The sequence below is a fragment of the Maribellus mangrovi genome (assembly GCF_037646455.1).
In the GTDB taxonomy this organism is placed as follows: Bacteria; Bacteroidota; Bacteroidia; order Bacteroidales; family Prolixibacteraceae; genus Draconibacterium; species Draconibacterium mangrovi_A.
In genome coordinates, this window is the sequence record NZ_JBBIXN010000003.1 from 432,414 (window position 1) to 454,101 (window position 21,688).

At 33.8% G+C, this 21,688-nt stretch carries 11 protein-coding genes; 3 read left to right on the top strand and 8 right to left on the bottom strand.

The window, feature by feature from the left end:
• Positions 1-114 precede the first annotated feature (114 nt).
• From WFY05_RS14735 to WFY05_RS14760, 6 genes are read right to left on the bottom strand one after another with little or no spacing between them, the layout of a single operon-like run.
• Positions 115-2,430, bottom strand: a complete 2,316-nt coding sequence (locus tag WFY05_RS14735) for a GmrSD restriction endonuclease domain-containing protein (RefSeq protein ID WP_340113658.1) — start codon at positions 2,428-2,430, stop codon at positions 115-117.
• On the bottom strand, positions 2,402-4,279 hold the full coding sequence (locus WFY05_RS14740; protein ID WP_340113659.1) for a DUF262 domain-containing protein: 1,878 nt from the start codon (positions 4,277-4,279) through the stop codon (positions 2,402-2,404). Before WFY05_RS14740 ends, WFY05_RS14735 begins: the two co-directional genes overlap by 29 nt.
• 55 nt (positions 4,280-4,334) lie before the next feature.
• Complete coding sequence (locus tag WFY05_RS14745; protein ID WP_340113660.1) at positions 4,335-6,983, bottom strand: DNA methyltransferase; 2,649 nt, start codon at positions 6,981-6,983, stop codon at positions 4,335-4,337.
• Positions 6,984-6,997: 14 nt separating this feature from the next.
• A complete protein-coding gene (locus WFY05_RS14750) occupies positions 6,998-9,640 on the bottom strand; it encodes a DNA methyltransferase (RefSeq protein WP_340113661.1) in 2,643 nt (880 codons plus the stop codon).
• Between the two features lie 3 nt (positions 9,641-9,643).
• A complete protein-coding gene (locus tag WFY05_RS14755; RefSeq protein WP_340113662.1) occupies positions 9,644-13,303 on the bottom strand; it encodes a DUF6079 family protein in 3,660 nt (1,219 codons plus the stop codon).
• A complete protein-coding gene (locus tag WFY05_RS14760) occupies positions 13,300-13,728 on the bottom strand; it encodes a hypothetical protein (protein WP_340113663.1) in 429 nt (142 codons plus the stop codon). Before WFY05_RS14760 ends, WFY05_RS14755 begins: the two co-directional genes overlap by 4 nt.
• A gap of 1,089 nt (positions 13,729-14,817) precedes the next feature.
• Here WFY05_RS14760 and WFY05_RS14765 point away from each other — a divergent pair.
• Positions 14,818-15,411 (top strand): hypothetical protein, encoded by a 594-nt coding sequence (locus WFY05_RS14765; protein ID WP_340113664.1) that lies wholly within the window; start codon positions 14,818-14,820, stop codon positions 15,409-15,411.
• Positions 15,412-15,422: 11 nt separating this feature from the next.
• On the opposite strand, the gene WFY05_RS14770 is transcribed toward WFY05_RS14765, so the two are convergent.
• The gene (locus WFY05_RS14770) at positions 15,423-15,719 is read right to left on the bottom strand and encodes a hypothetical protein (protein WP_340113665.1); all 297 of its coding nucleotides are present in this window, start codon (positions 15,717-15,719) and stop codon (positions 15,423-15,425) included.
• Between the two features lie 396 nt (positions 15,720-16,115).
• Between WFY05_RS14770 and WFY05_RS14775 the strand changes: the two genes are divergently transcribed.
• Together WFY05_RS14775 and WFY05_RS14780 are read left to right on the top strand one after the other, a co-directional pair.
• On the top strand, positions 16,116-17,021 hold the full coding sequence (locus tag WFY05_RS14775) for a DnaB-like helicase C-terminal domain-containing protein (protein ID WP_340113666.1): 906 nt from the start codon (positions 16,116-16,118) through the stop codon (positions 17,019-17,021).
• Positions 17,022-17,172: 151 nt separating this feature from the next.
• Positions 17,173-18,486, top strand: a complete 1,314-nt coding sequence (locus WFY05_RS14780) for a reverse transcriptase family protein (protein WP_340113667.1) — start codon at positions 17,173-17,175, stop codon at positions 18,484-18,486.
• Between the two features lie 8 nt (positions 18,487-18,494).
• On the opposite strand, the gene WFY05_RS14785 is transcribed toward WFY05_RS14780, so the two are convergent.
• Positions 18,495-21,587, bottom strand: a complete 3,093-nt coding sequence (locus WFY05_RS14785) for a cold shock domain-containing protein (RefSeq protein WP_340113668.1) — start codon at positions 21,585-21,587, stop codon at positions 18,495-18,497.
• Positions 21,588-21,688: the final 101 nt, after the last annotated feature.

Genomic DNA, 21,688 nt, shown 5'->3' on the forward strand with positions numbered 1-21,688 from the left:
TGTTCCTCATTTCATCTTAAATGCTCCTTAATGTAGCTATGCCACTGATAGTCTGACATCTACAATTGCCAAATGCTTATTCCTTAAGTTCTATACAATGTTCCTTAGCCTTTGTTATTCTATATTTTGTAATATTTCAACCAATTTTAAACCTTTTTCAACACGATCTTCAATATCTATATAATCAGCATCTTGTTCGATTAAGTATCGTAGTTGTTTTATTTCATTTTTTTCTACCAATTCAAAGCCTTCAACCGAATTCAATTTTTCTTGAAGTTCATCTTCATTTTCAGAAAGTACACTTACCTCATACCAGCTATTAACATTTCGGATTGCAAAGGAATTACCATGCTCATTGATTACAATTAAAGAACTATCGTAATTCTCAAGTGAAGTTTTTTCTTTTGCTTTTTTGTTAATACAAAATAGATATGGCGACCAATTTTGCCCATTAAGCTGTGTGCTATTCATCATTCTGGAATGGTACTGATATTTTTTATCAATAATCCAACTTGAATATCCCTGTGGCATATGCCGGCAATAACTGTATTTTATAAAGTAGTAACGCCAATCCTTAATTGTTGTCTCTGAATCAAGATAATCTTTAACTAAACTTTCTACAGTATAGTATTCCAGGCGATCTAGAAATTTAAGTAGTATTGTTTTAGTATTACTAAAGCCTACCCGCAAATTACTTGGTGTAAATAACTCTCTCCAATGTGAATTCTTTTTAGAACCCAACTGGTAATGCATCCAAGTCTCCCATCTTATTTTATCTGATTTTGATTTGTTTGAACCATAAAACTGTGAATAGTCACCAATACTAAACATCGCTCTTTTTATGCCATCAAAATCCGGGTCATTCTCATTAAATGTTTGTAGGTATTGGTTAGCTCTTGAAGGGAAGTTTTCATCCAAATCAAAGATAGTGGTGCAGCCTTGCAATATGGCATTGTCTTCAAGGTTGTTTAAAAGCTCTTTGTTTTCCTGCTTTTGTTGTAAATACTCTTTCTTATCCCGTTCATTTTGAACTTGGGTATTGTTGAATTTTGATGATTTATCAAGTTCATTACCATTCATAACTTGTTCCACCGAAACAAGTAGTGTATGCATATTATCTTTACGAACAGTATCTTCGGAATTAGCTATCAGGTTTCTAATTATTCTTATTTGTTCGTAAGGTGTTCCTATATCATTAACAATGCCATAAATAAAAGCATATAGCATTAATTGTTCACCAATAGAAAATGGATTGCTTCGTTGTGCAGGATCATAGCTGGTACAACAAAGTCTAAATAATTGGGTAGACCTATTAGCAAAAAACAAACGAACATTTGATTGATTTTGCTCTCCTGTATTGATGTAGAAATAATCGTTAAAGAAATGATTAAAATCTATTTTTTTGATGCTATCTAATATTTCAAACAGCTCATCAAGCATATTTTCCGTGGAATAAACTGCTTTATAGAATGAAATTTCATCAGGGAATGATTCTAATTCAATTGTAAGTTGGTGCCGGGCAATGAGAGTATTTGTAAGATACCGGAAAAATCGTAGGAATGATTCATCAACAAACTTGGCAATGTCTTTTAACTCTTCCCCATTTTGTTGCTTTATTTCATACAACTGATACCAAAACAAATCATACCAGTCTTTATCAATCTTGTCATTAAAATCATCTTTCTTATCGGCTGGAATTATTTCAGAAAACTGTGATTTGAAATATTCAAAATTAGTTAATGGTTTTCCCCTTGAATTCATCTTGATATAGAGTTCATCCGGTAAATTCAGCTTCGTCATATCAAGTTGATGAAATACAATTTTGGCATTATCCTTCCACAAAGCTTTCCACAATGAACTCGTGCTTAAATTAAGCGTTTTAGCTTCAATAGCATCAAGCATGGTAAGCATAGAAGAAATGGTAGGATCGTTGTTCCAACCGGAGAAAAACCATGACTGATTCGCAATATGTTCGCCTATTGATTTGGGTGTTTGCCCTGGCTCATCATTATCACTTTTATCTTCAGGTATAACAATGTTTTCAGCTATAATTTTTTCACAAAATACACGAGAACTATGCCTTGTTTCGTAGCTAAAATTTAAAAGAATATCTTTTACTTCATTCAGTCCTTTTTCTTTATACGCAATAAACCAGTGTAATAAAAACAGCGTAGTTAAACGTTGCTGTCCATCGAGTGGAATAAATATCTGTTTTTGATTAGCACTCGTTTGCTCATCAAGTATATAGCCATACACAAAATCCAACTCAAGTATTTCAGCATCTGGCTGCAAAGCTTCAAGTAATTTATTTAAAAAGCGATCTCGAATTTTGGGTACTTTACCATGTTTACGACCTTGCGCATAATCCCTTTGTATAATTGGGATTTCTACTTTATATTTTTTAAGCAATTGAACTAGACTCGTTGCCATTTTCTGATGATTCTTGTTTTAAAAATTGATCCAATACACTTTTTAATGCAGACACATAATTTTTCTGTTCTGTAGCTCCCCAGAAATAAAATTGTTGATTAATAGACTGTTTCTCAAAGTACTTAAGGAATACTCTTTTGGTGCAAACCGGAATATAATTTCCATCTGTGTCCATTTCAATAATCTTTCGTCTTTTTACTTCAAAAACAGAATTGTTTAAAGCTGAATTATCGGCTTGTCCAAGCAGTGCCAGATTTGAAATGGAATGAATACTGTAGTCACCATTTTCATCTCCTTTGTTGAAATAGGAGAACGCTACACTTGCCAACTGTTCAAACTCTGACCATGTATCACCAACCGTCTTATTTCTGAATACTTGAAGTTTATTTATTAATTCTCCGAGCTCTTGGTTTTTGGTATCAATTTCTAAAAGTTCTTTCAATAATGGTAAGTGACAATCAATCCATTTTTTCCATTGATCTTTTTTTGTTTGGTCTAAAAAATCGGAGTTTTGGGCATGTATATGTTCCAGCGACCAATTTTCTACATTCTTATGAAACCTGAATGGATAAAACTCAGAAATATGGCTGTTATTCCGGATGGTTTCTACATTAAAGAATAACAGAACTGTTTCTAATTTGGCATATTGTGATTTCTTGTTGTAACGTAAATTCAGAATATCATCAAATGTACAATCCAGCACTTCATTTTTAATAATACCATCTAAATAAGCGGTGAACTCATCCTTTAGATATTCTTCTGATTTTTCAATCAATACCCTCGCATTTTTGCCAACTGCAATAAGAAATCCAACCTTGTGGTAGAGGTTTCTATCTTTTTGCCATTCAACCAATGTCTGATAGTATTTCTCAATTTTTAACCATACATACCATAAGTCAAGGTGTTCATTTTTTGATAGATTTAGGAAGTACAAAAAGGTATGTAAAGGGTCTCTTTGATGTTCCTCCTTTTTTGCCATAAAATCAAAAAGTAACTCTATTTTAGTGGGGTAATCTTTTTGCTTGGCATTGGTTATAAACGACCAGAATGACTCATCGGCAATCTGCTGCTCAACAATATCCCAGGTTTGGCATATTTCCAGTTTTCTTCTACTGGCTTCCTTTTCCGGCACATTATTGAAACTATAATCTGATAAAAACAAAGCTTTTATGAGCTCGGCATTGGTTAATGGAATTTTACCCATGTTCAGCCGGGTAAAAAGTTCTCTACTTTTTTTCAGTTCCTCCCCATTCGTATCGCTACGGTGTTCTGGTTGGTACCAAATAACCTGAACAGAACCATTATCTGTTTTTTCACCAAGGAAAATATTCAGTAGTTTGTGTTTTTTTGTTCGTGTATCAACTTTACCACTTTCAGCAAACCAGTTTTTTATGGTTTCGTAAGCACTATAAATATGGAAGTAGTCGATATTCTTTTTGTAGTCATCGGCTGAGATGTCTGCAAGGTAACTTTCACTATCTGTACGTGTTTCATACCTCAGCGTAAAAAGTTCTTTGCCGTAATCTTCAACAAGGGAATCAACCTTTAACAAGTAGTCTTTAATGTATTTTATTATCAGATAGCTCGTTGTTAATCGTTGCTGCCCGTCAATTACTTCAAAACCATCAATACTATTACCGTTTTCTTCCCATTTTTTGGGTTTTACCACAATGGGCTGGATGCAGTAAAATTCGCCTTTTGCAGGGTCTTTTTCTGCAAAATCCCATACATCATCAAGTAACTGTGTTACTTGTTCCGATGTCCACCGGTAACCTCTTTGATAATGGGGAATATAAAAATGATGCCCCAGTAAGTCGAATATTGTTCGTAATTCTAATTCTGCTTGCACTTTGTTTTATTTGGTTTAGTGAGGTTGTATTTTATTCTCTTTATTGATTTAATTGCTACACCCTCGTACTTGCTATATCGTAGAACTGTAGCAATACTTCATCTTCCATTAGCAAATTGTTGGGTATTTTATCACCAACAGTAACAATGGTTGAAAAATCTTTTTCCTGATAACACTGCTTAAAACCAACACGCAAAGCATCAACCCGCACTTCTTTTATTTTTTTGCTTCTTGCTGCTGTTGCCTGAGTTTTATAGGTTTCGAATTGCTTGAGTAAACGCTTGTTTCTTAACTTTTCTAAATCGGCTTCATTTTCCGGGTCGGGCAGGTACCATTCTCCAGCTTCATTCTTTAGAAAATTTTCTTCCAGTATATCTGCCAATTCAGGTATAATATCGCCTTTGCGAACACCAGCCAATGCTTGCATCCACTGTGGTTGAATATCTTGATAAGTAAGTGACTTTTCTTTTAATAGGCTCTTTAGCCAATACACTCCATCCTGTTCCGATGAAACCAATAGCGATAATTGAATAAATGTGGGTGCCTCTTCTTTCTTTTTATCGTATTTCTGCACCTGCTCGCTGGTAAAGAACATGCCATCCCGTTCAATAAAACGTTCACGCAAGCCTTCCTGAAATTTACCGGCATCAATGGGCACTGGCAATCCTTTTTGTACATAAAATGCAATTAACCTATCAAATAATATTTTAGGACTTCTTTCAACTATTGCAGTAGTAGCGTTTTCTTTTATCAAATGAATCGGAAGATGTAGTAAATGTTCTTCAATAAAAGCCCAAATTGACACATCAGTATTTTGGTGCTGTTTAAAGTTTTTGTCAAACTCGGATGATGGTTTATAACAGGAAATAACTAAGTCTTGTTTAACTGCCGTAAGTGAATTTACAGCCTGGAATGTTCCTTGTTTCTTATCTAAAGATGCCACATTAGAAATGACAAAACCTGCATTTTGAATAGCTGTTTGAATTCCGTTCCAAATAGCTGCACTGGTATTTGAAAATTCAACTGTCATCCATTTACCTGGCTTTAATACTGAATAGTACTTTTTAAAACAGTTATACATTAAATTTTGGTATTCAAGGAAGGCTTTTGATTTTGCTTTGTCAACTATTGCTTCAGAAGATGAATTGGTGATAACTTGATGCCAAGCTTCAATCAGCATATTTAAATCACTGTAATATATATTTTCCCCAAAAGGAGGATCAGTAAATATGTAGTCTACTGAATTTTCTTGAATTCCTATAGTAGAACAATCTCCCGTATTTATTAGATGAGATTTAGAGTTAAAATTATGCTTAGAAAAGGCTGATATTAATCTTTTGATCTTGCCTTCCAGAATATAAAAAGGCGTTACTTCAGATATATGGGAAGCAACATAAAACACTCCAGACAGATATCTGTTAACTTGAGAGAAATGTGTTGGAGTAAACCTATTCAAAAATGACATACCCCAAATGATCTGCTCAAAAAGAAAGTATAAACTATTTCTCATCCGGGTATCTTTGATTTCATTTATTTTATACCAAAAGTAACTTATTGAAATCGCTGCTCTTTTTAGATAGAAATGATGTAAATGAGAAATATTTGTTGTCTTAACCCTTCCGACTTTCATCATCTGCATTTCCGGGAACTTTAGTAATGGAAACTTCGGGTATTCCAATTTCTCTACTTCCTCGAGAATATGCATATCATATTCATCTGGCGTTTTAATATGTTTTTTCCCTTTAAATGTATAATGTATTTTATGAGGCACTCTTTTCGGATTCTTTTTAGGCTCTTTCAAAAGCGGATCAATAGTTGTTGAAAAGCTAATTTCTGTATTATTTTTTGAAATTAGTGCTCCACATTTTAAACAGCTTGCTTCTTTGGATACTTTTTGGGTCTCTGGATTGTAGAATAGTTCTGAAAAAATAAACTCATTCTGACAATTTGAACAAACTAACACTTCACTCCAGACTATGTAATCAATTCTTGCAAATTCACCAGTTTCATGTTTTGTTTGATACATCCATCCAAATTCTGCGTTGAAGGATTTTAGTAAATCATTGGCTAATTTTGAATAATCAGCAAGATTAGTTTTCATTTGATAGTTATATGCAATAAAGCTTGCTATAGGAGATAGATCATTATTGATTGTTCTCCTTTGCCCCCATTTAATCTTTGTAGATTCAGAAGATTCAATTTCGAATTTCAGATCTAAATTAGGTTTATTCGCTTTAGCTGCTGCGACTCCAACCATTCCTGTTCCTGCAAAACCGTCATAAATTATATCACCTGGTTCTGTATAATGTAATATATATCTTAAAATTGCTCTGTAAGGAACTTTTGTATGGTAATTATGCGCTTTATATAGCGCTTCACTCTTCCCTTCGCTCACATCGCTTGCATAAGGTTCATCAATATGAAAATCCCAGGAGCGCTTACCTTCCTTTTCCAATTGCTTTTTTTCTTCTTCCCATTCAGCGATAAAATCGTTTAACCAAGGATTTGGACAAGCTGTATAATAGGGTGGGTCGCTAAGGTTTACAATATCATCGTCTTCACCAATGGGGAAGCCTTCCATTTGTTTTAATTCCGGTAGTTTTCTTCGTAGTTCTTTGCTAAAGTATTCTCTTCGTTCTTCTTCAGAAGAAAATTCAATACCTAATACTACGATTTTATTTTGTTGTGTTTCTTGTTTGAACATCAATTCTATATTTTTTAAACTTTAGCAGCAGCAATGTCATAAAACTGCAATAATACTTCATCTTCCATTAGCAGGTTATTAGGTATTTTATCGGCAACAGCTACAATGGTGTTAAAGTCTTTTTCCTGATAACACTGTTTAAAGCCAACACGCAAGGCATCCACACGCACTTCCTTAATCCTTTTGGTTCTGGCAGCTGTTGCTTGTGTTTTATAGCTATCGAACTGTTTGAGTAAACGTTTGTTTCTTAACTTTTCTAAATCGGCTTCATTTTCCGGGTCGGGCAGGTACCATTTTCCAGCTTCATTCTTTAGAAAATTTTCTTCCAGTATATCTGCTAATTCTGGTATAATATCGCCTTTACGCACCCCAGCCAGTGCTTGCATCCATTTCGGTTGAATATCTTGGTAGGTAAACGATTTTTCTTTTAATAAATTTTTCAACCAATATACACCATCTTGTTCCGATGAAACCAATAGCGACAACTGAATAAATGTGGGTGCTTCTTCTTTCTTTTTATCGTATTCCTGTACCTGTTCATTGGTAAAGAACATTCCATCTCGTTCAATAAAATGCTCACGCAAATCTTGCTGAAACTTAATGGCATCTATTGGTACAGGTAATCCTTTTTGAACATAAAAAGCTATTAATCTGTCAAAAAGTATTTTTGGACTTCTCTCAATAATAGCTGAAGTTGAATATTCTGTTACTATATAAATCGGTAAATGTTGCAAGTGTTCATTTATAAAATCCCAAACCGCTAAATCCTTGTTATGGTTTTCAATAAATTTCTCATCAAATTCTGATGATGGTTTATAACAGGAAATTACTAAATCTTGTTTTACTGCAGTCGCAGTTGTTACAGCTTTAAAACTCCCTTGCTTCTTATCTAAACTTGAAACATTTGCAATCACAAAACCAGCGCCTTGTATAGCATTCTGAATACCGTTCCAAATAGCTGCACTTGTGTTACTGAATTCAACTGTCATCCACTTTCCTGGTTTTAGTACTCTAAACATTTGGGAAAAACAAGTTTTCATTAAATTAGAATACTCATTCTTACCCTTACCGTGTGGAGAGTTTTCAATTGCTTCATTATTATAATTTGTGATTACTTTTTCCCATGCTTCCCAAAAAAAGTTCAATTCACTATATGCTAAATTTGCACCAAATGGAGGATCCGTAAATATATAGTCAATACTATTATTTGTAAGGTTCCTAAAATCGCCAGCATCTTGAGTTGATATAACAGAACCAGCTTTGAAATAACTGAACGCTTTTTTTAATCTTTTTAGCTTACCATCGAGAATATAGCGAAGACTTACATCTACAACTTGTGAGCCAACATAAAGAGTCCCACTCAAATATTGATTAACTTGAGAAAAATGAGTTGGTACATATCTCGAAATTCGGGCCATTCCTAATACGCATTGTTCTATTACAAACCTCGCCATATTGGGATCACTTGTTTCTTCACATAACTCAAAGGCACGAGAAAGGACTATTAATGCTCTTTTAGAATAGAAATGATGAACATGAGTTAAACCACTTTTATCATTTCTTCGACTTTCACCCCCCTCCATCATCCGAATATTTGGATACCAAGAATTAATTTGTTGTCCCGCTATTTTGTTGATAAGATCAAGGTCGTTTTTATCAACTTTTTTTTGAAGCGCTTTCCCTTTTCTTCGATACTGAATCAATACAGGCACTGAAACATTTTGCGAAATTGGTATCCCTAAAGTATCATCAAAAACAGTTTCCTTAGCATTTGCAACCTTCCTCTTTGTTAGGCTTGTGGAGCAACCCGGACATTCAAACTCTCTATTAATTTTTCCGGTATCATGATTAACGCAACTATTATAAAAAGTAATACGTTTAGAACATTGTGGACATTCAAAAACATCACTATAAACCGTAAAATCAACAGTCTCTTTATTTCCAGTTGAGGGATCAATAGTTTCATACATCCACCCATATTCTGAATCAATTTCTGAGAGAATCTTTTCTTCTATTTCATTAAGAATTTCAATGGCGGTATCCTTGTTATAGTTATGCGCAATAAACGATGCAATCGGGCTTAAATCAGAACAGATCGATTTCCTTGTACCCCAAGTGGGTAATTTTAAAGCGTTATTTCTAAATTCATTTTCTATTTCTTGCCTTGTAGACACTGGCGGGCATGCTAAAAGAGAACTCGCTAAACCCGTCATGCCTGTTCCTGCAAATCCATCAAAAACAATATCCCCGGGTTGTGTATAATGCAAGATATACCTCATAATAGCAGGGTGTGGAACTTTAGTATGATAATTATGTGCAGAATAAACTGGATTATTTTTCCCTTCACTAACATCACTGGCATAAGGTTCATCAATCTGAAAATGGCCAGAACGTTTACCTTCTTTTTCTAATTGCTTTTTATCTTTTTCCCATTCCACAATAAAATCGTTTAACCAAGGATTTGGGCAGGCTGTATAATATGGTGGGTCGCTTAGGTTGATAATATCATCATCTTCACCAATGGGGAAACCTTCCATTTGTTTTAGTTCCGGTAGTTTTTTTCGGAGTTCTTTTCTAAAATGTTCCCTGCGTTCTTCTTCAGAATTAAATGTAAGTCCTAAAACGGTTATGGGTTGGTTGGTATCTTGCTTAAACATATTCTATTTCAGTATAATTCTAATTTTATTTCGTTCTTTACCGCTGGCTACACCATCAATGTACTTTTTAAAGGCAGCTATTGCATCATCAGGTGTAAGTGGTTTATTAAATGTTGCCTTTAATGCATCAATGGTTAATTCCACTTTTTCAAGCCCTTTGTGCAACTTCATAATGGCATTTCGAATAGGAAGTGCATTGTCTTTAGCCAATTGTATTTTTCCTGTTTTAAAATTATCAAGCAACAGGTTATCAGCATCCGACATCAATTTCATATTCTTTTTAGCCATTGGGTCGTCAAGCATATCAAGCAGTGTTTCTTCCCACTGTTGCAACAGTTCACTTAATTCAGTTTTTAACTCATCAACCGAAATCGTTTCAGTGCCGGCATAATCCAAAGGATTAAAATCCTGATAAGGTGCTACCAAAATCAACGATTTATTTACACTACCATCTGCTGGTTGCAACTTATTCACTTTACTATGCCAGTGTATATATTGCCCTGACGATAGGAAATCTGCATCTTTTAAAATGTCGCAAATTGCTTTTTTATCAGAATCCAGCAAGGCGATTTTTTTCGTATTGTCAGTTTCACTTATGCGGTGCTGCAAATACAATTTCAAGTACCAATCGGCATATTGCTCTTTCAACCTTGACAACTTTAACTTATAGGCATCTTTTTTTGATTTGTTATCGTCAGTTAAAACAGTTGCCAAATGATTAATAGTATCTTTAATTTCCTCTTTAAACGAAACATCGGTAACATACTGATGGCACTGCTGTAAATAGGATATATCTTCCTTAAACGAATCAATTTCTTCTAACTGACTTTCTACCTGTTCTACCAGCGGTTTTGCTTCCAATATTTTATTAATATCCTCAATGGAATATTGGAAGTTTTTCATTTTGGCTTCCGTATTAAAATTGGCTAGTTTATCGCAAAAACCAGAGAGTCTATCAAATTGTGCCCGGTAGTGAATGGCCTCACCTTTCGTAATGATTTCAATGCCTTTATACACCAAACCTTCTTGTATCTTACTTTTTGCGATTACTGTTCTTTTTGCCCAATCGTTTGCGGCACTTACCAAACTGGTATATGTAGAAGCATCTTTTAACTGTTTGCTTAAATCACGCCCCAATAAACCAACAAACATGGTTTTGAGTGCAGCTTCGTTTAAACCTTTTGGTGGTTTAATATGAGTGAATGTATAGAAATCTTCTTTAGCTAAATCTCGCAGTTCTTTCAGGTTTGTTGAATTAATGGATTTACCGGAATTGAGTGTTATTTCAATCTCACCTAATGCGGCTAACGTTGCCATTACCACAAATTCCAAATCGGCTTCAATACCGAAATCTTTCGACAGCCAAACATTATCACTTCTGTCAACATATTCGATTATGTCGTCACGATTCAGTACTTTCCCTTCGCCCTTCTCTTTTAATTGTTGAATTACACTTTTGGCATAGGGAGAATGGCTGTAATCGAGCATACCAGGAACCCACAAGCCTAAACCATTTAATATCCCTTCACCATCACGGTTAGGTTGCTCAGGTGTAATAATTTTCACAAATGCCTGCTTTATCATTCTATCGAAATTGTCTTTCGATAAGAAGTTACTAAGTTGGCTGAATTTGGGATATTCCGGGCCTTCCTGTTCAAACCATTCGTCAAATACCAACGATGCTACATCTGAAAATATTTGTTCTTTTGTTGAACCAGCACCCGGTAATGGGTAACCACCTAAAGGCAATTCTTTACCTTGATAATCAACTTTGGTAACCTGAACATATTCGGCATCGAATAATGCTCTTGCTTTTGTATTTAAATCACCAATCTTTTGACGATAAATGGCTTTCTGCGATGAATCAGAACGAACTTCTAATGCCAGAGCTGCACCATATAAAGAAACAGCATCTTTAAACTCATCAGAAATATCATCAAAAACAAAATATACTTCATCTTCATCGTGGTTACGCCTCTTTTTTTCCTCATCGAAAATCGGCATAAAGTACATGTAGAAATGCTGCCGTGGGTGTGTAGTAGATTTTTCGTTTGGATTACCAAAAAAGATATAACCATCTCGAAACGTTTTATGCGATTTCCAATCGAGTGTATGGCTCCAAATGTTAAAACCAGTACGGTAACTATCTTGCTCTAATGGTAGGTTAACTCGTAGGAACTTATAGAAAGCATCATCTTTCTGAGACGGAGACATTGTGAGGGCATAATCTTTAATCTTTTGGTCGAAGTTTATGCCGCCCTCTATTCTTAAGTGATATTCATTGTTGTTTGGGTCTTTATCGAAATATTGCCCAGCCGTAGCCGAAATTAATTGCTGAGCAGTAGAGTCCATAATATCTATTAAAAACTCTCTGTCATCAGCCAATGCATCGGTTAAACACAAATCGTCAACCAAGTGTTCAGTATTGGTACCATGTTGCTTATTTAACTCCTGTTGAAGTATTTTAATTGCACAGGCATTGGCTATGCGCTGGGCTATTCCTTTTTTATTTGTTCGAACACCATTGAAGTACGAATCAATTTTATCGGTGATGGTGTCGGTAATTTCTTTTACTTTCCGAACATCAGGAATAGCCATTAAATCCTGATTTTTCTGAATGTCGTTCCAATACCTATCGTAGGTTAAAAGTCCAGGGTTATCAGTTGGTACATTTAATTCTAATATTTCCTCAAACTGATTTGATAAGGTTTTTAATATCTCACGCTGGCTCTTACCAATTCTAATTTTTTCAAAGTTCTCGAAGTATGTCGGATGTACCGGGAACAATTCTACATAGTCTTGAGTACGCCCATGCATATCAGTAAACAAACTTAAAAACGGGTCGAGATGGACTTTAATCTTTTGTTTTTGATGCTCGTCTTTTCGTAATAGCCTGTTTTTTACAATAAATGCAACATCTTCTTTTGTAATAATGATGTCTTTGTATCTGTCATTCACCTTCTGCAACATTTCGGCTGCAAACTGAAATTCTGGTGAACGGTAAATCATTTCCTGAACACCAAAAATAAATTTGAATTTGGAAGAATCACATGCCTGCCCCAATGCCTGAAGTACCTGTAAATCCTGGTTTAGCTTATCAGATGCACTACGCCCTTTTAGATAGGCAAGCATCTCATCAATCACCACCATAAAACCTTTATCTGGGAATTTATCTTCAAACTCAGCCATCATTAACTGAAGTTTATTGAAATAAGTCTTGGGGCCATGTCCTTCAAATGAAAACTCTACGCCTATTTCTTCTAAATAGTTTTCTATTTGAAAAGTAACCACCTCCCATAAGCTTTCGGTGTTACCTAATTCAAATCGAAGAACTTTAAAGTTACCTGCAATCTTTTTTAGTTCTTGTTTGGGTTTATCTTCAGCAACCAAGTTAAGTAAGTCAGCGTTTTCAGCAATTAACGACACCAACGACATTAGGTGCGATTTACCAGTACCGTAATTTCCGACAACATGTAACCCGAATGTTTCACCAGAACTATTAAAATCCAGATTTCTTACCATCAATGGGATAAGAACATTCTTAAAAGTTTCAGAAAAAACAAAGGTTTTAACCAGTGATTCCTGATAATCAGTTTCTGAAGTTCGGCTGAACTTTACAACCTCGGTAATAGGTTCAAATTGGATTAGTTCATTGTATTTCATACTACAATATGGCTTATGTTTTTGATGTTTGTTTTTAGACCTTGCTCAGTTAAAAAGTATAGGTTTTTATTTCTTATATCACCTTCCCAAAAGAGAAACAGTGGATTTGTCTTTGAATACTGGTCAAGCAGGTTGGCAAAATCTATCTTCAGTTCCGGCTCAAAAAGTATATTAATGTTTTTCAACGCTAAAATATTTCCAAATTCCGGGTGATTAATAACTGATTTGTTGAATAACTTTTCTATCAAAAGTTTGGCTTTCATCGACAACCTTTTGTCATCAAGTATATCTTTTAAGGCTAATGATAATTCAGTACCAACATCGACTGGCAAAATGGAACTAAGCTCTTCACGAAAAATTACAAGTTTATTTCGTGCATCAGATTTCAGAAAAGCAATTATGTTGGGTGTTCGAATTTCTTCCATTAGTTACTATTTATTAAAATCACAAAAATGCAGAGCTACATTTTAACTGGTTAATTATTAGAAAAATAGTTAAAGAGACAGTAGTCCGTTGATTTTCGACTGCTAAAAGTAGCGATTGCCGGGAATATTAGCAATTAAATAACCGATAAAAAATTTTGTCAATATTGACAAAATAGTAGTTCAGAAAAAAGCTTTACAATTCTGCTCTTGAGGTATTTTGGGAGTATATCATTTTTATAAATCGATCCTGCCCTACTCATCAGAATTATGGTCTGTATGGCTGAACTTCAGCTACGCTTTTGCAAACCAATTGCACTTCTGGGCGCTTTTCGTTTCGTCATTTTTATTCAATCTAAACTTTATGACTGGAGACTCATACATTTCCATATTTAAACACGAATTGACTCATAATCTTTTCGCAATCCTTACTTTTAATAAACCGACAGGTATTACTGTAAAAGGAGATTTAGGTGGCTTTTTAATTATAGAGGCAAAGGTAATTTCGTGATTACGTTATCTCCTTATTTCTTTCTAACAGTTTCTTCCTTATTTATCCTAACATTATCCAATAAAAATGAAATACAACTTAGATTCGGGTTAACTTCATAATCTCAAAGAGATAGCTAAGCATTTCTACCACCCAGCCATAATAAATACAAACAAATGAATATTAGAAAAGGCAAAAATACACTTCGATTAATTTGTATTGTTTTCTTCAAACCGAACATACCTACTTCTTTTTTAAGAATCTTATATGTCGCATTGATATAGTAGAAAGTACTATCTATTTCCAACTTAATAGTATCAATGTCCGCCATAAATTTTTCGACATCAAGATTCTCAAATTCTTGATTACATGTTTGAGATATTGCGTTTACAGGTAATAATAGAATCAAAAATACCAATCCCCTTATCATTATTTTGACATGTTTAATCGTTATTAATATGAAAACCGTTATAACACTAATATCTGCTAACCTAAGGATTAAGAGCAAAATATCCTCCTCCGAGGCTTAATTCTCATAATTCCAGGTATTATCTTTGGTCAATAACAAAGATGAATACAGTACTTTCTAAAAAAAGAACAACGTGAACAATATGACACCAAAGCAAATCGAAAGAATTCAAATAAAAATCAAGAAGATCCGTGCAGCACTGGCAGACGAAAAAAGGAAGTTTGGGTGTTATGATGATAGCAGAGGAATGCGATATATACCTCCTCAACTTTTTGTAAAAATTGGAGATTATAAAGGTGGACTTGTTTATATGAGATGGTTTAAAAAGAACTTTTCTGACGATGCTGGATTCCCTGAATTTTTATTTGAATGGACTCTTATCTTGTTTAAAAATGGCAAACTAAAAGATGCGGAACAAAAAGCAATTGAAATCTACTTTTCCAACTCTTATCTTTTTGACAAATATTTTGGTAGGGAAATAATCCCAATCGAAAAATATGAATATTCAAATGTTTCGACTGCTGAGTTTGTACAGTATTTCCATTATTCATCGGAACAGAAGGAGTTAGCTGACTTTTCGGAATGGCTTTTGGAATTTGAAAAATCAGAAATATTTCAAAATATTAAGGAGAAATACATTGAAATAAGTAAACGGTTATTGCATGAGGAAGATACTGAAATAAGGGGGTATTTATTGGGACAGCTCAGGCAATTGACAAACTTGTAGAATCATTTAAATCAGATTTCAGAGCTATTATCCCATTTGGTTCCACGCCAATCGGTTATATAACCTTTGGTTTTACACTTAATGCAAATCCAGTAGATTTCATCACCTTCTTGAATCCAGGTAGGCACAATTAATCCCTCACATCCTTTTTCAATACACCTTATTGTAGGTTCAGCTTCATAATCACCTGTGCTTGCATCATCAATTAACAATGCAAGAAAATTGGCAAGTTCTCTGGCTTCCTTTGGTATGTCTGTTGAGATATTGCCTTCTTCATTTAGAAAATGTTGAAAATTGGTGATGTGCATCTATTGAAATGTTAGAGTTGCGAATTTACGATTTTTAAAATTGAATTATAGTCGACAAAAAAACGTCTTGCGATGAAGAATCTATTATTGCCAGTTTTGACATAAATAAAACCAACCTCAAGATAAAATGAATTTTCTCGCTAGGCACATGTGGGGTGTTGCAGGTTTAATTCAAAAGAAAAAAGAGTACATGTAGTTATTAAAAATCAGAAAAGCTCTTAAAACTTATCCCAGCAATTCTGGCTTAAATTTATGAAAGCATATAGGGAAGTGGCACAGGGACCTGTTGATAAAAACTAGTTCCTGCAAATCAGTGGTTTATGCTTGGTGTTAATAATTCAATCCCAGATTATATAATTCGTTTACTACCTTTAAATGCATCTAAAAAAACCAGACATGAGCGAATACAAAAGCATAAACGACTTGATAAAAAGCAGAGACTCCTTCACTACAAAGAGTTATCATACAGGTATCGGGGAGTTTTCAAAACTAAGTATTGAATTTAGTCCTGGACAAGTTGTATTAGTAGGTTCTCGTCCTGCAGTTGGTCGCACTATGTTTTTATTGTTTTTGTATCACGACATTTGGCAGTCAAATGGATTACCTCAAGCATATATTTCCAATGAAGAAAGTGAAGAAAAGCTTCTTCACAAACTAATCGCGACAACGACAGGTATTTCAATAAGTAACGTTATTGAGAAATTTGGCTCTCCCAAATTTCCATATAGCGATATTTATTTAAGCAAGGACAATTTAATATTGTTTTCACAATCATCCTGGGAAGATTTGCGTGAGGAAATTATGTGGTTAATCAAAGAGAAAGACATCAAGTTTTTCTATCTCGATAAGATTCAAGGATTGCAAACCGATGAGACATTCAGGAATCGTGACCAGCAGCTTGGTTTCATTACGAGAGAAATAAAAAAGATTGCGGTACAAAACCAAGTAGTATTTTTTCTTGGATCTTCACTGAGCAGGTCTGTTGACCGTAGAGAGGGAAAACAACCATACCTTAGCGACATTCGTGAATCTGGCGCATTAGAAGATTTTTGTGATACCATATTCATGATTCACAGACCAGAAGTTTATGGAATTACGGAAGATGAATGTGGAAACAGCCTTATAGGAATTGCCGAAATATTAGTAAAAAAGAACAAACACGGTAGAACTGGCGAATTAACATTCAAATTCAACAACCAAATCCCTCGGTTCGAAGAAATAAAAGAGAATAGCCAGTTCAATTTTAGCAATAGATTTAATAATCAAACAGGGAACAACACTGATAACGATACACCTTTTTAAACTGCTGCCCGAAAGACTATGAGTGCATATAACAATCAGCACTGTTGGATGGCGTTTCGCTGTCTGTAGGTAATTTAAAGGAAATGCGTATTGACTCATTCTTCGCAATACGATTGAAAGAGATAGTTGGGCAGCAGTTTTTTATTTAAATATGAGTAGAAAGTTTACCATATCGCAATTTGAGAGATTGAGAAATCAATTTCTATCCATTTATGAACCAATGGAGTTATGTCATCTTCTTGACATAACAATTGCTGATTTATGGAAGTATACGAAAAATCAAAAATACACCACATTTACTTCCATACATAAAGGGAAAAAGCGAATAGTAGTTGAACCAAATTATGAACTAAAACAGATACAAAGACGACTAAACGACTTTTTACAAGCTGTTTATTACTTTCATAAACCTGAGTGTGTTCACGGTTTTATTAAAAGCCCAACGAATTCGAAAGATAAACGCTCCATCCTTTCAAATGCATCTCATCATGTTGGGAAAGATTATGTAATCAATGCTGATGTATTTCGGTTTTTTCCATCAGTTACTGGAAAGATGGTGAAGGAAGTGTTTCTGAATGAACCATTCAACTTCAACGACAACCTGGCTTCAGCAATAGCATTATTGTGCATACAAAAGAATTGGCTGCCTACTGGTGCTCCGACATCACCAGCAATTTCAAATCTTGTTTGTTTATCAATAGACGATGAATTAAACAAATTCGCAATTAGTAATGGCTATGAGTATACCCGTTTTGCCGACGATTTGACTTTCTCTGGGGATCTTAAACCTGATGTAAATTTCAAAGACGAATTAACCAGTATTCTTGAGAAGTACGGTTTTAAACTGAACTATAAAAAATACCGTGTTCTTTCTAAACATACTCGCCAAACTGTAACAGGAATTGTGGTAAATGAAAAATTGAATGTTAACCGTGAGTATAAACGAAAACTGAGAGCTGCACGACACAACTTAAAAGTAAATGGGATTGAGGCTGTTATTGAAGGAAATCAGCATCTTATAAAATCAGAATATTTCCCTCAAGATGAAATATTAAATAGAATAAGGGGCAAAACCATTTTTGTTGATAATGTAATCAACTATTCCAACGAAACTGAACTACCAAAAAATTCCATCATTCAGACCAATAAAAATCACTACTTGTTATTCGCTGATTTGGAACTGAATGGATTTGTGATTGATGTTTTCGGTGACAAAAAACAAGCTGAAACCAAAATGAATGAACTATGGAACTTCATTTCTTCCCTCTACAATTATCCTCATGCTAAAATTGTTGAGAAAGTTCAGTCGCTAAGCAAAAAATCGTACAAACTCTCTGAAGCTACACGGTATGATTCGTGCAGCTCTCAAAGTCAATCTAACGGAATTTATACCGTTGGTCTGGTGGTGTTAAAAAATGAATTTGGGATTGATTGGTATTTAAACCAGCGATGTCTGCAAATATAACATCAAGGTTAATCACCATCATCATTGGTAACGGTCCTTATTGGATAGTCTGCTCTTCTTGCATATTTCATTGTCCATCTCCTTTCTAACCACTTAAACTTATCTAAATCGTATTGCACATTACATTTTTCACATCTAAAAAGAGTGTCAGATATTTCGGTAACCATATTTTGACACTTGAAGCAATAATATTCTTTCTTTTCAAGATGGCCATTTTTATTTTTCACATTATCAATTAAAGCTTGATGAGCATATCCACCAGTAAGATTAAGACTGTCCAACCTTCTTTTAAACATATCATTTGAACAGCATGTTCCGCAATTATCGCATATGTATAGTCCATTCTCACATTGTTTGGAAACTCTACTATCAATAATGTTAGTACACTCACCATTTAGGCAATGATTAAGGTAAATCGTCTTTTTGTAACTCTCACACTTTTCATTTTCACAATGAAAACGAGTATCTCTATATAAAGCAAAATGTGATGTTTGAGTTGGATATAACAGCTCTCCACATTCCTCACAATATAACTTCCTCAGTAACCTGTTGAATGCGTTGATATGTCCTAGCAATTTATAATAATGTCCATCGGGGATGTAATCAATAGGGTTTGTCTTTGTTTCATCAACATTAATCTCAAGGATTTTTAATATATCTAAAAGAGTATAGTACTCCCAGACTTGACGCTCTGAGTCTTTGTCAATTTTAATTTTTAAATTCAAATGATTTTCTGAACAATTCTCAAAACACTCTTGGTTTGTACACCACCAAAATTCTCTATTAAATTGTTGATGTTTCTTTTTAGCTTTCCTTCCTTCGCAAAATTGAATACCTTTTGGAACATTGGGCTCACCATCCATATATCTAGAGTATTCTACCAGATGGACATTATTGGTGTAATGCTTCCTATCATCCAATTCAACAAAAAATCTATTCATTCGTGCGAATTCATATACTTCATTTTTGAATTTAGAAGGAACTCCCCAATGGTTCTTATCTGGATTCCATTTCCTGTGAGGTAATTTCTTTACTTCATTTTTAAGATGCTCGAAATTGGGATTCTTTTCATGAAAAGTATATACTCCCCCATAATAACTTTTACCTTCTCTTTCAAAAGCTGCTTGAAATTCAATGGCATAATAAAATTTTAAGCTATCTCCTGGGAATGAAATTTGCTTCACCTTCCCTTCAGTATTCCAGTTCCAGTGAGCCAACATTCGACCTTCGCATTTATCAAAATAATTTTCAACTAGAAATTTCTTTTTACTGTTTCGCTTCAAGTCTTTTAAAATCAGATCACTTTCGAATTCAAAACTACCTTTCTTTATAAAGCTACTTATTGCCTCAATGATTATATGTGTCGAAATATCAAGAACAAAGTCATTCCCAAATTGCTCATTTGTTAAATACAGATCTATATCTGCCCTTACAAGCTTTTCGATATAATCAAACGAAAAATCTATTTGCCCAATATGTTTTAAATAGAATAGTCTTTTAAAAATACGCACTTGTTCTTCTGGAGAGAAAAAAATGAACTTTCTTCTGATTAATTCGAGGTTCAATTCTTCTCGAGCTCCAATATGCCATAAAATCAAATTAATGAATTCATTTTCTAATGCTACAAGTTGATCGGCATTGTTCTGGTTAAGTTCTATAAATTTCTCAACTAAAACCATTAAAGAATTAAAATCATTTCGATTATTGATTGTTTTATAACTATCAAGTTTTTTCAGCAGTAAATTAGCGATCTCAGTTTCTGAGATTATTTCATCTTCTATCCAATAATCAATTTCACTACTTCTAAAAGACTCTTCACCAATATATGATAACAAAAATTCCTCTGGAACTCTTATTCCCAATTTTTCTTTCCATAGTTCATAATACTCGTCATCGGTATGTTCCTCAAATATTTTTTTGTCAAATTCCGCATAAAAGTCAGAACAACTCTCCTTACAATTTTTTAGCACGAATTTGTACTCTCTCTTATTAAACCAAGATTCAAGAATCAGATGTTTTATAGGTTTTGGAAAACTTTCATGCCTTAATAAATTTTCACATTGTCTATCGTTCAATGCTTCTATATTCTCAGTAATTTGAATTGACACATCATCAATAATCCCTTTTAACCATAACTTTGACAAATCATTTACATTAAGACTTATTAAAATCAAATCAATCAATTCTTTATTTAAGTCCTCTACAATTTCTTTCGTTATAAAGTCAGGGTGTTCACTTATTATACTTTGAATTTTATTCGCAGGCTCCTCAAAATTAACAACTTGATTTCTCACAAACTCTAATAGATACTTTTTGTATGATGTTTTTGCTAATCGATTCAAGTCCATTAATACTTTCTCTTTAAACCTTGAACAGCTAATCGATTCAAGAATTTCAGCAAACTCACAAAACCAAGAATAGTTAAAACGTCCTTCTATTTTCTTTAAACAAGCAATCAAAATTAAATTCCGATTTGACTCCTCTTTTATTCTTTTTACAACTTTTAATGAAGAAATTATGTCTAAATTGCTTTTAAAGTTTTCAAGGGTTGGTTCGTAACTTTCTATTGCACCACCTATCCAAATTTGAATTTGAATATCCCCATCTAACTTTTGAAGCCTTTCACATATCTGCCTGTTTATTAACGATTTAATACTTTCATTGATTTGTTTACTTAAAAACGAATAAAGAATATTATTTCGCAATGACTTATCATCATGAACATCTACCAATTTGTTTTTCACTGCATGTATAATGATATCAGAATTAAAGTCTGGTGGGACTTGAGATAATGCTAACTCTAATACATTATAGCTTTTATAATCAACCCTAATATTATAATCATCTGGTAATAAACTAAATAATTCCTCCCAACTTTTCTCTTCATCATATTTAAAATAACCACAATTAATTGCGCTAAGCTTATTTCTTTGAGTGGCAGTATTGAACTCAAGCAATTCTCGTTGGAACCTTTCGTGAATACTATCTGATTTATTCCAGTTTGATATATGTAAAAAGATTTCCTGCTTGAATTTATTTGCAGAAATTATAACACCAAAACCTTTCTCCTCATTAAACCATTTAAATATTCCAAAATTCATTGATTCTTGTTTATTATTTCATTACAAATATTTTCCTAATGTTTCTCTAAATTCTACTAAAACCTTTTTATTGAACTATTTTGGGGTAAGGACAAGCATTC

Coding starts and splice junctions, on each gene's coding strand:
- WFY05_RS14735 (WP_340113658.1), bottom strand. CDS start 2,430: ATGGCAACGAGTCTAGTTCAATTGCTTAAAAAATATAAAGTAGAAATC.
- WFY05_RS14745 (WP_340113660.1), bottom strand. CDS start 6,983: ATGTTCAAACAAGAAACACAACAAAATAAAATCGTAGTATTAGGTATT.
- WFY05_RS14750 (WP_340113661.1), bottom strand. CDS start 9,640: ATGTTTAAGCAAGATACCAACCAACCCATAACCGTTTTAGGACTTACA.
- WFY05_RS14755 (WP_340113662.1), bottom strand. CDS start 13,303: ATGAAATACAATGAACTAATCCAATTTGAACCTATTACCGAGGTTGTA.
- WFY05_RS14760 (WP_340113663.1), bottom strand. CDS start 13,728: ATGGAAGAAATTCGAACACCCAACATAATTGCTTTTCTGAAATCTGAT.
- WFY05_RS14770 (WP_340113665.1), bottom strand. CDS start 15,719: ATGCACATCACCAATTTTCAACATTTTCTAAATGAAGAAGGCAATATC.
- WFY05_RS14775 (WP_340113666.1), top strand. CDS start 16,116: ATGAGCGAATACAAAAGCATAAACGACTTGATAAAAAGCAGAGACTCC.
- WFY05_RS14780 (WP_340113667.1), top strand. CDS start 17,173: ATGAGTAGAAAGTTTACCATATCGCAATTTGAGAGATTGAGAAATCAA.
- WFY05_RS14785 (WP_340113668.1), bottom strand. CDS start 21,587: ATGAATTTTGGAATATTTAAATGGTTTAATGAGGAGAAAGGTTTTGGT.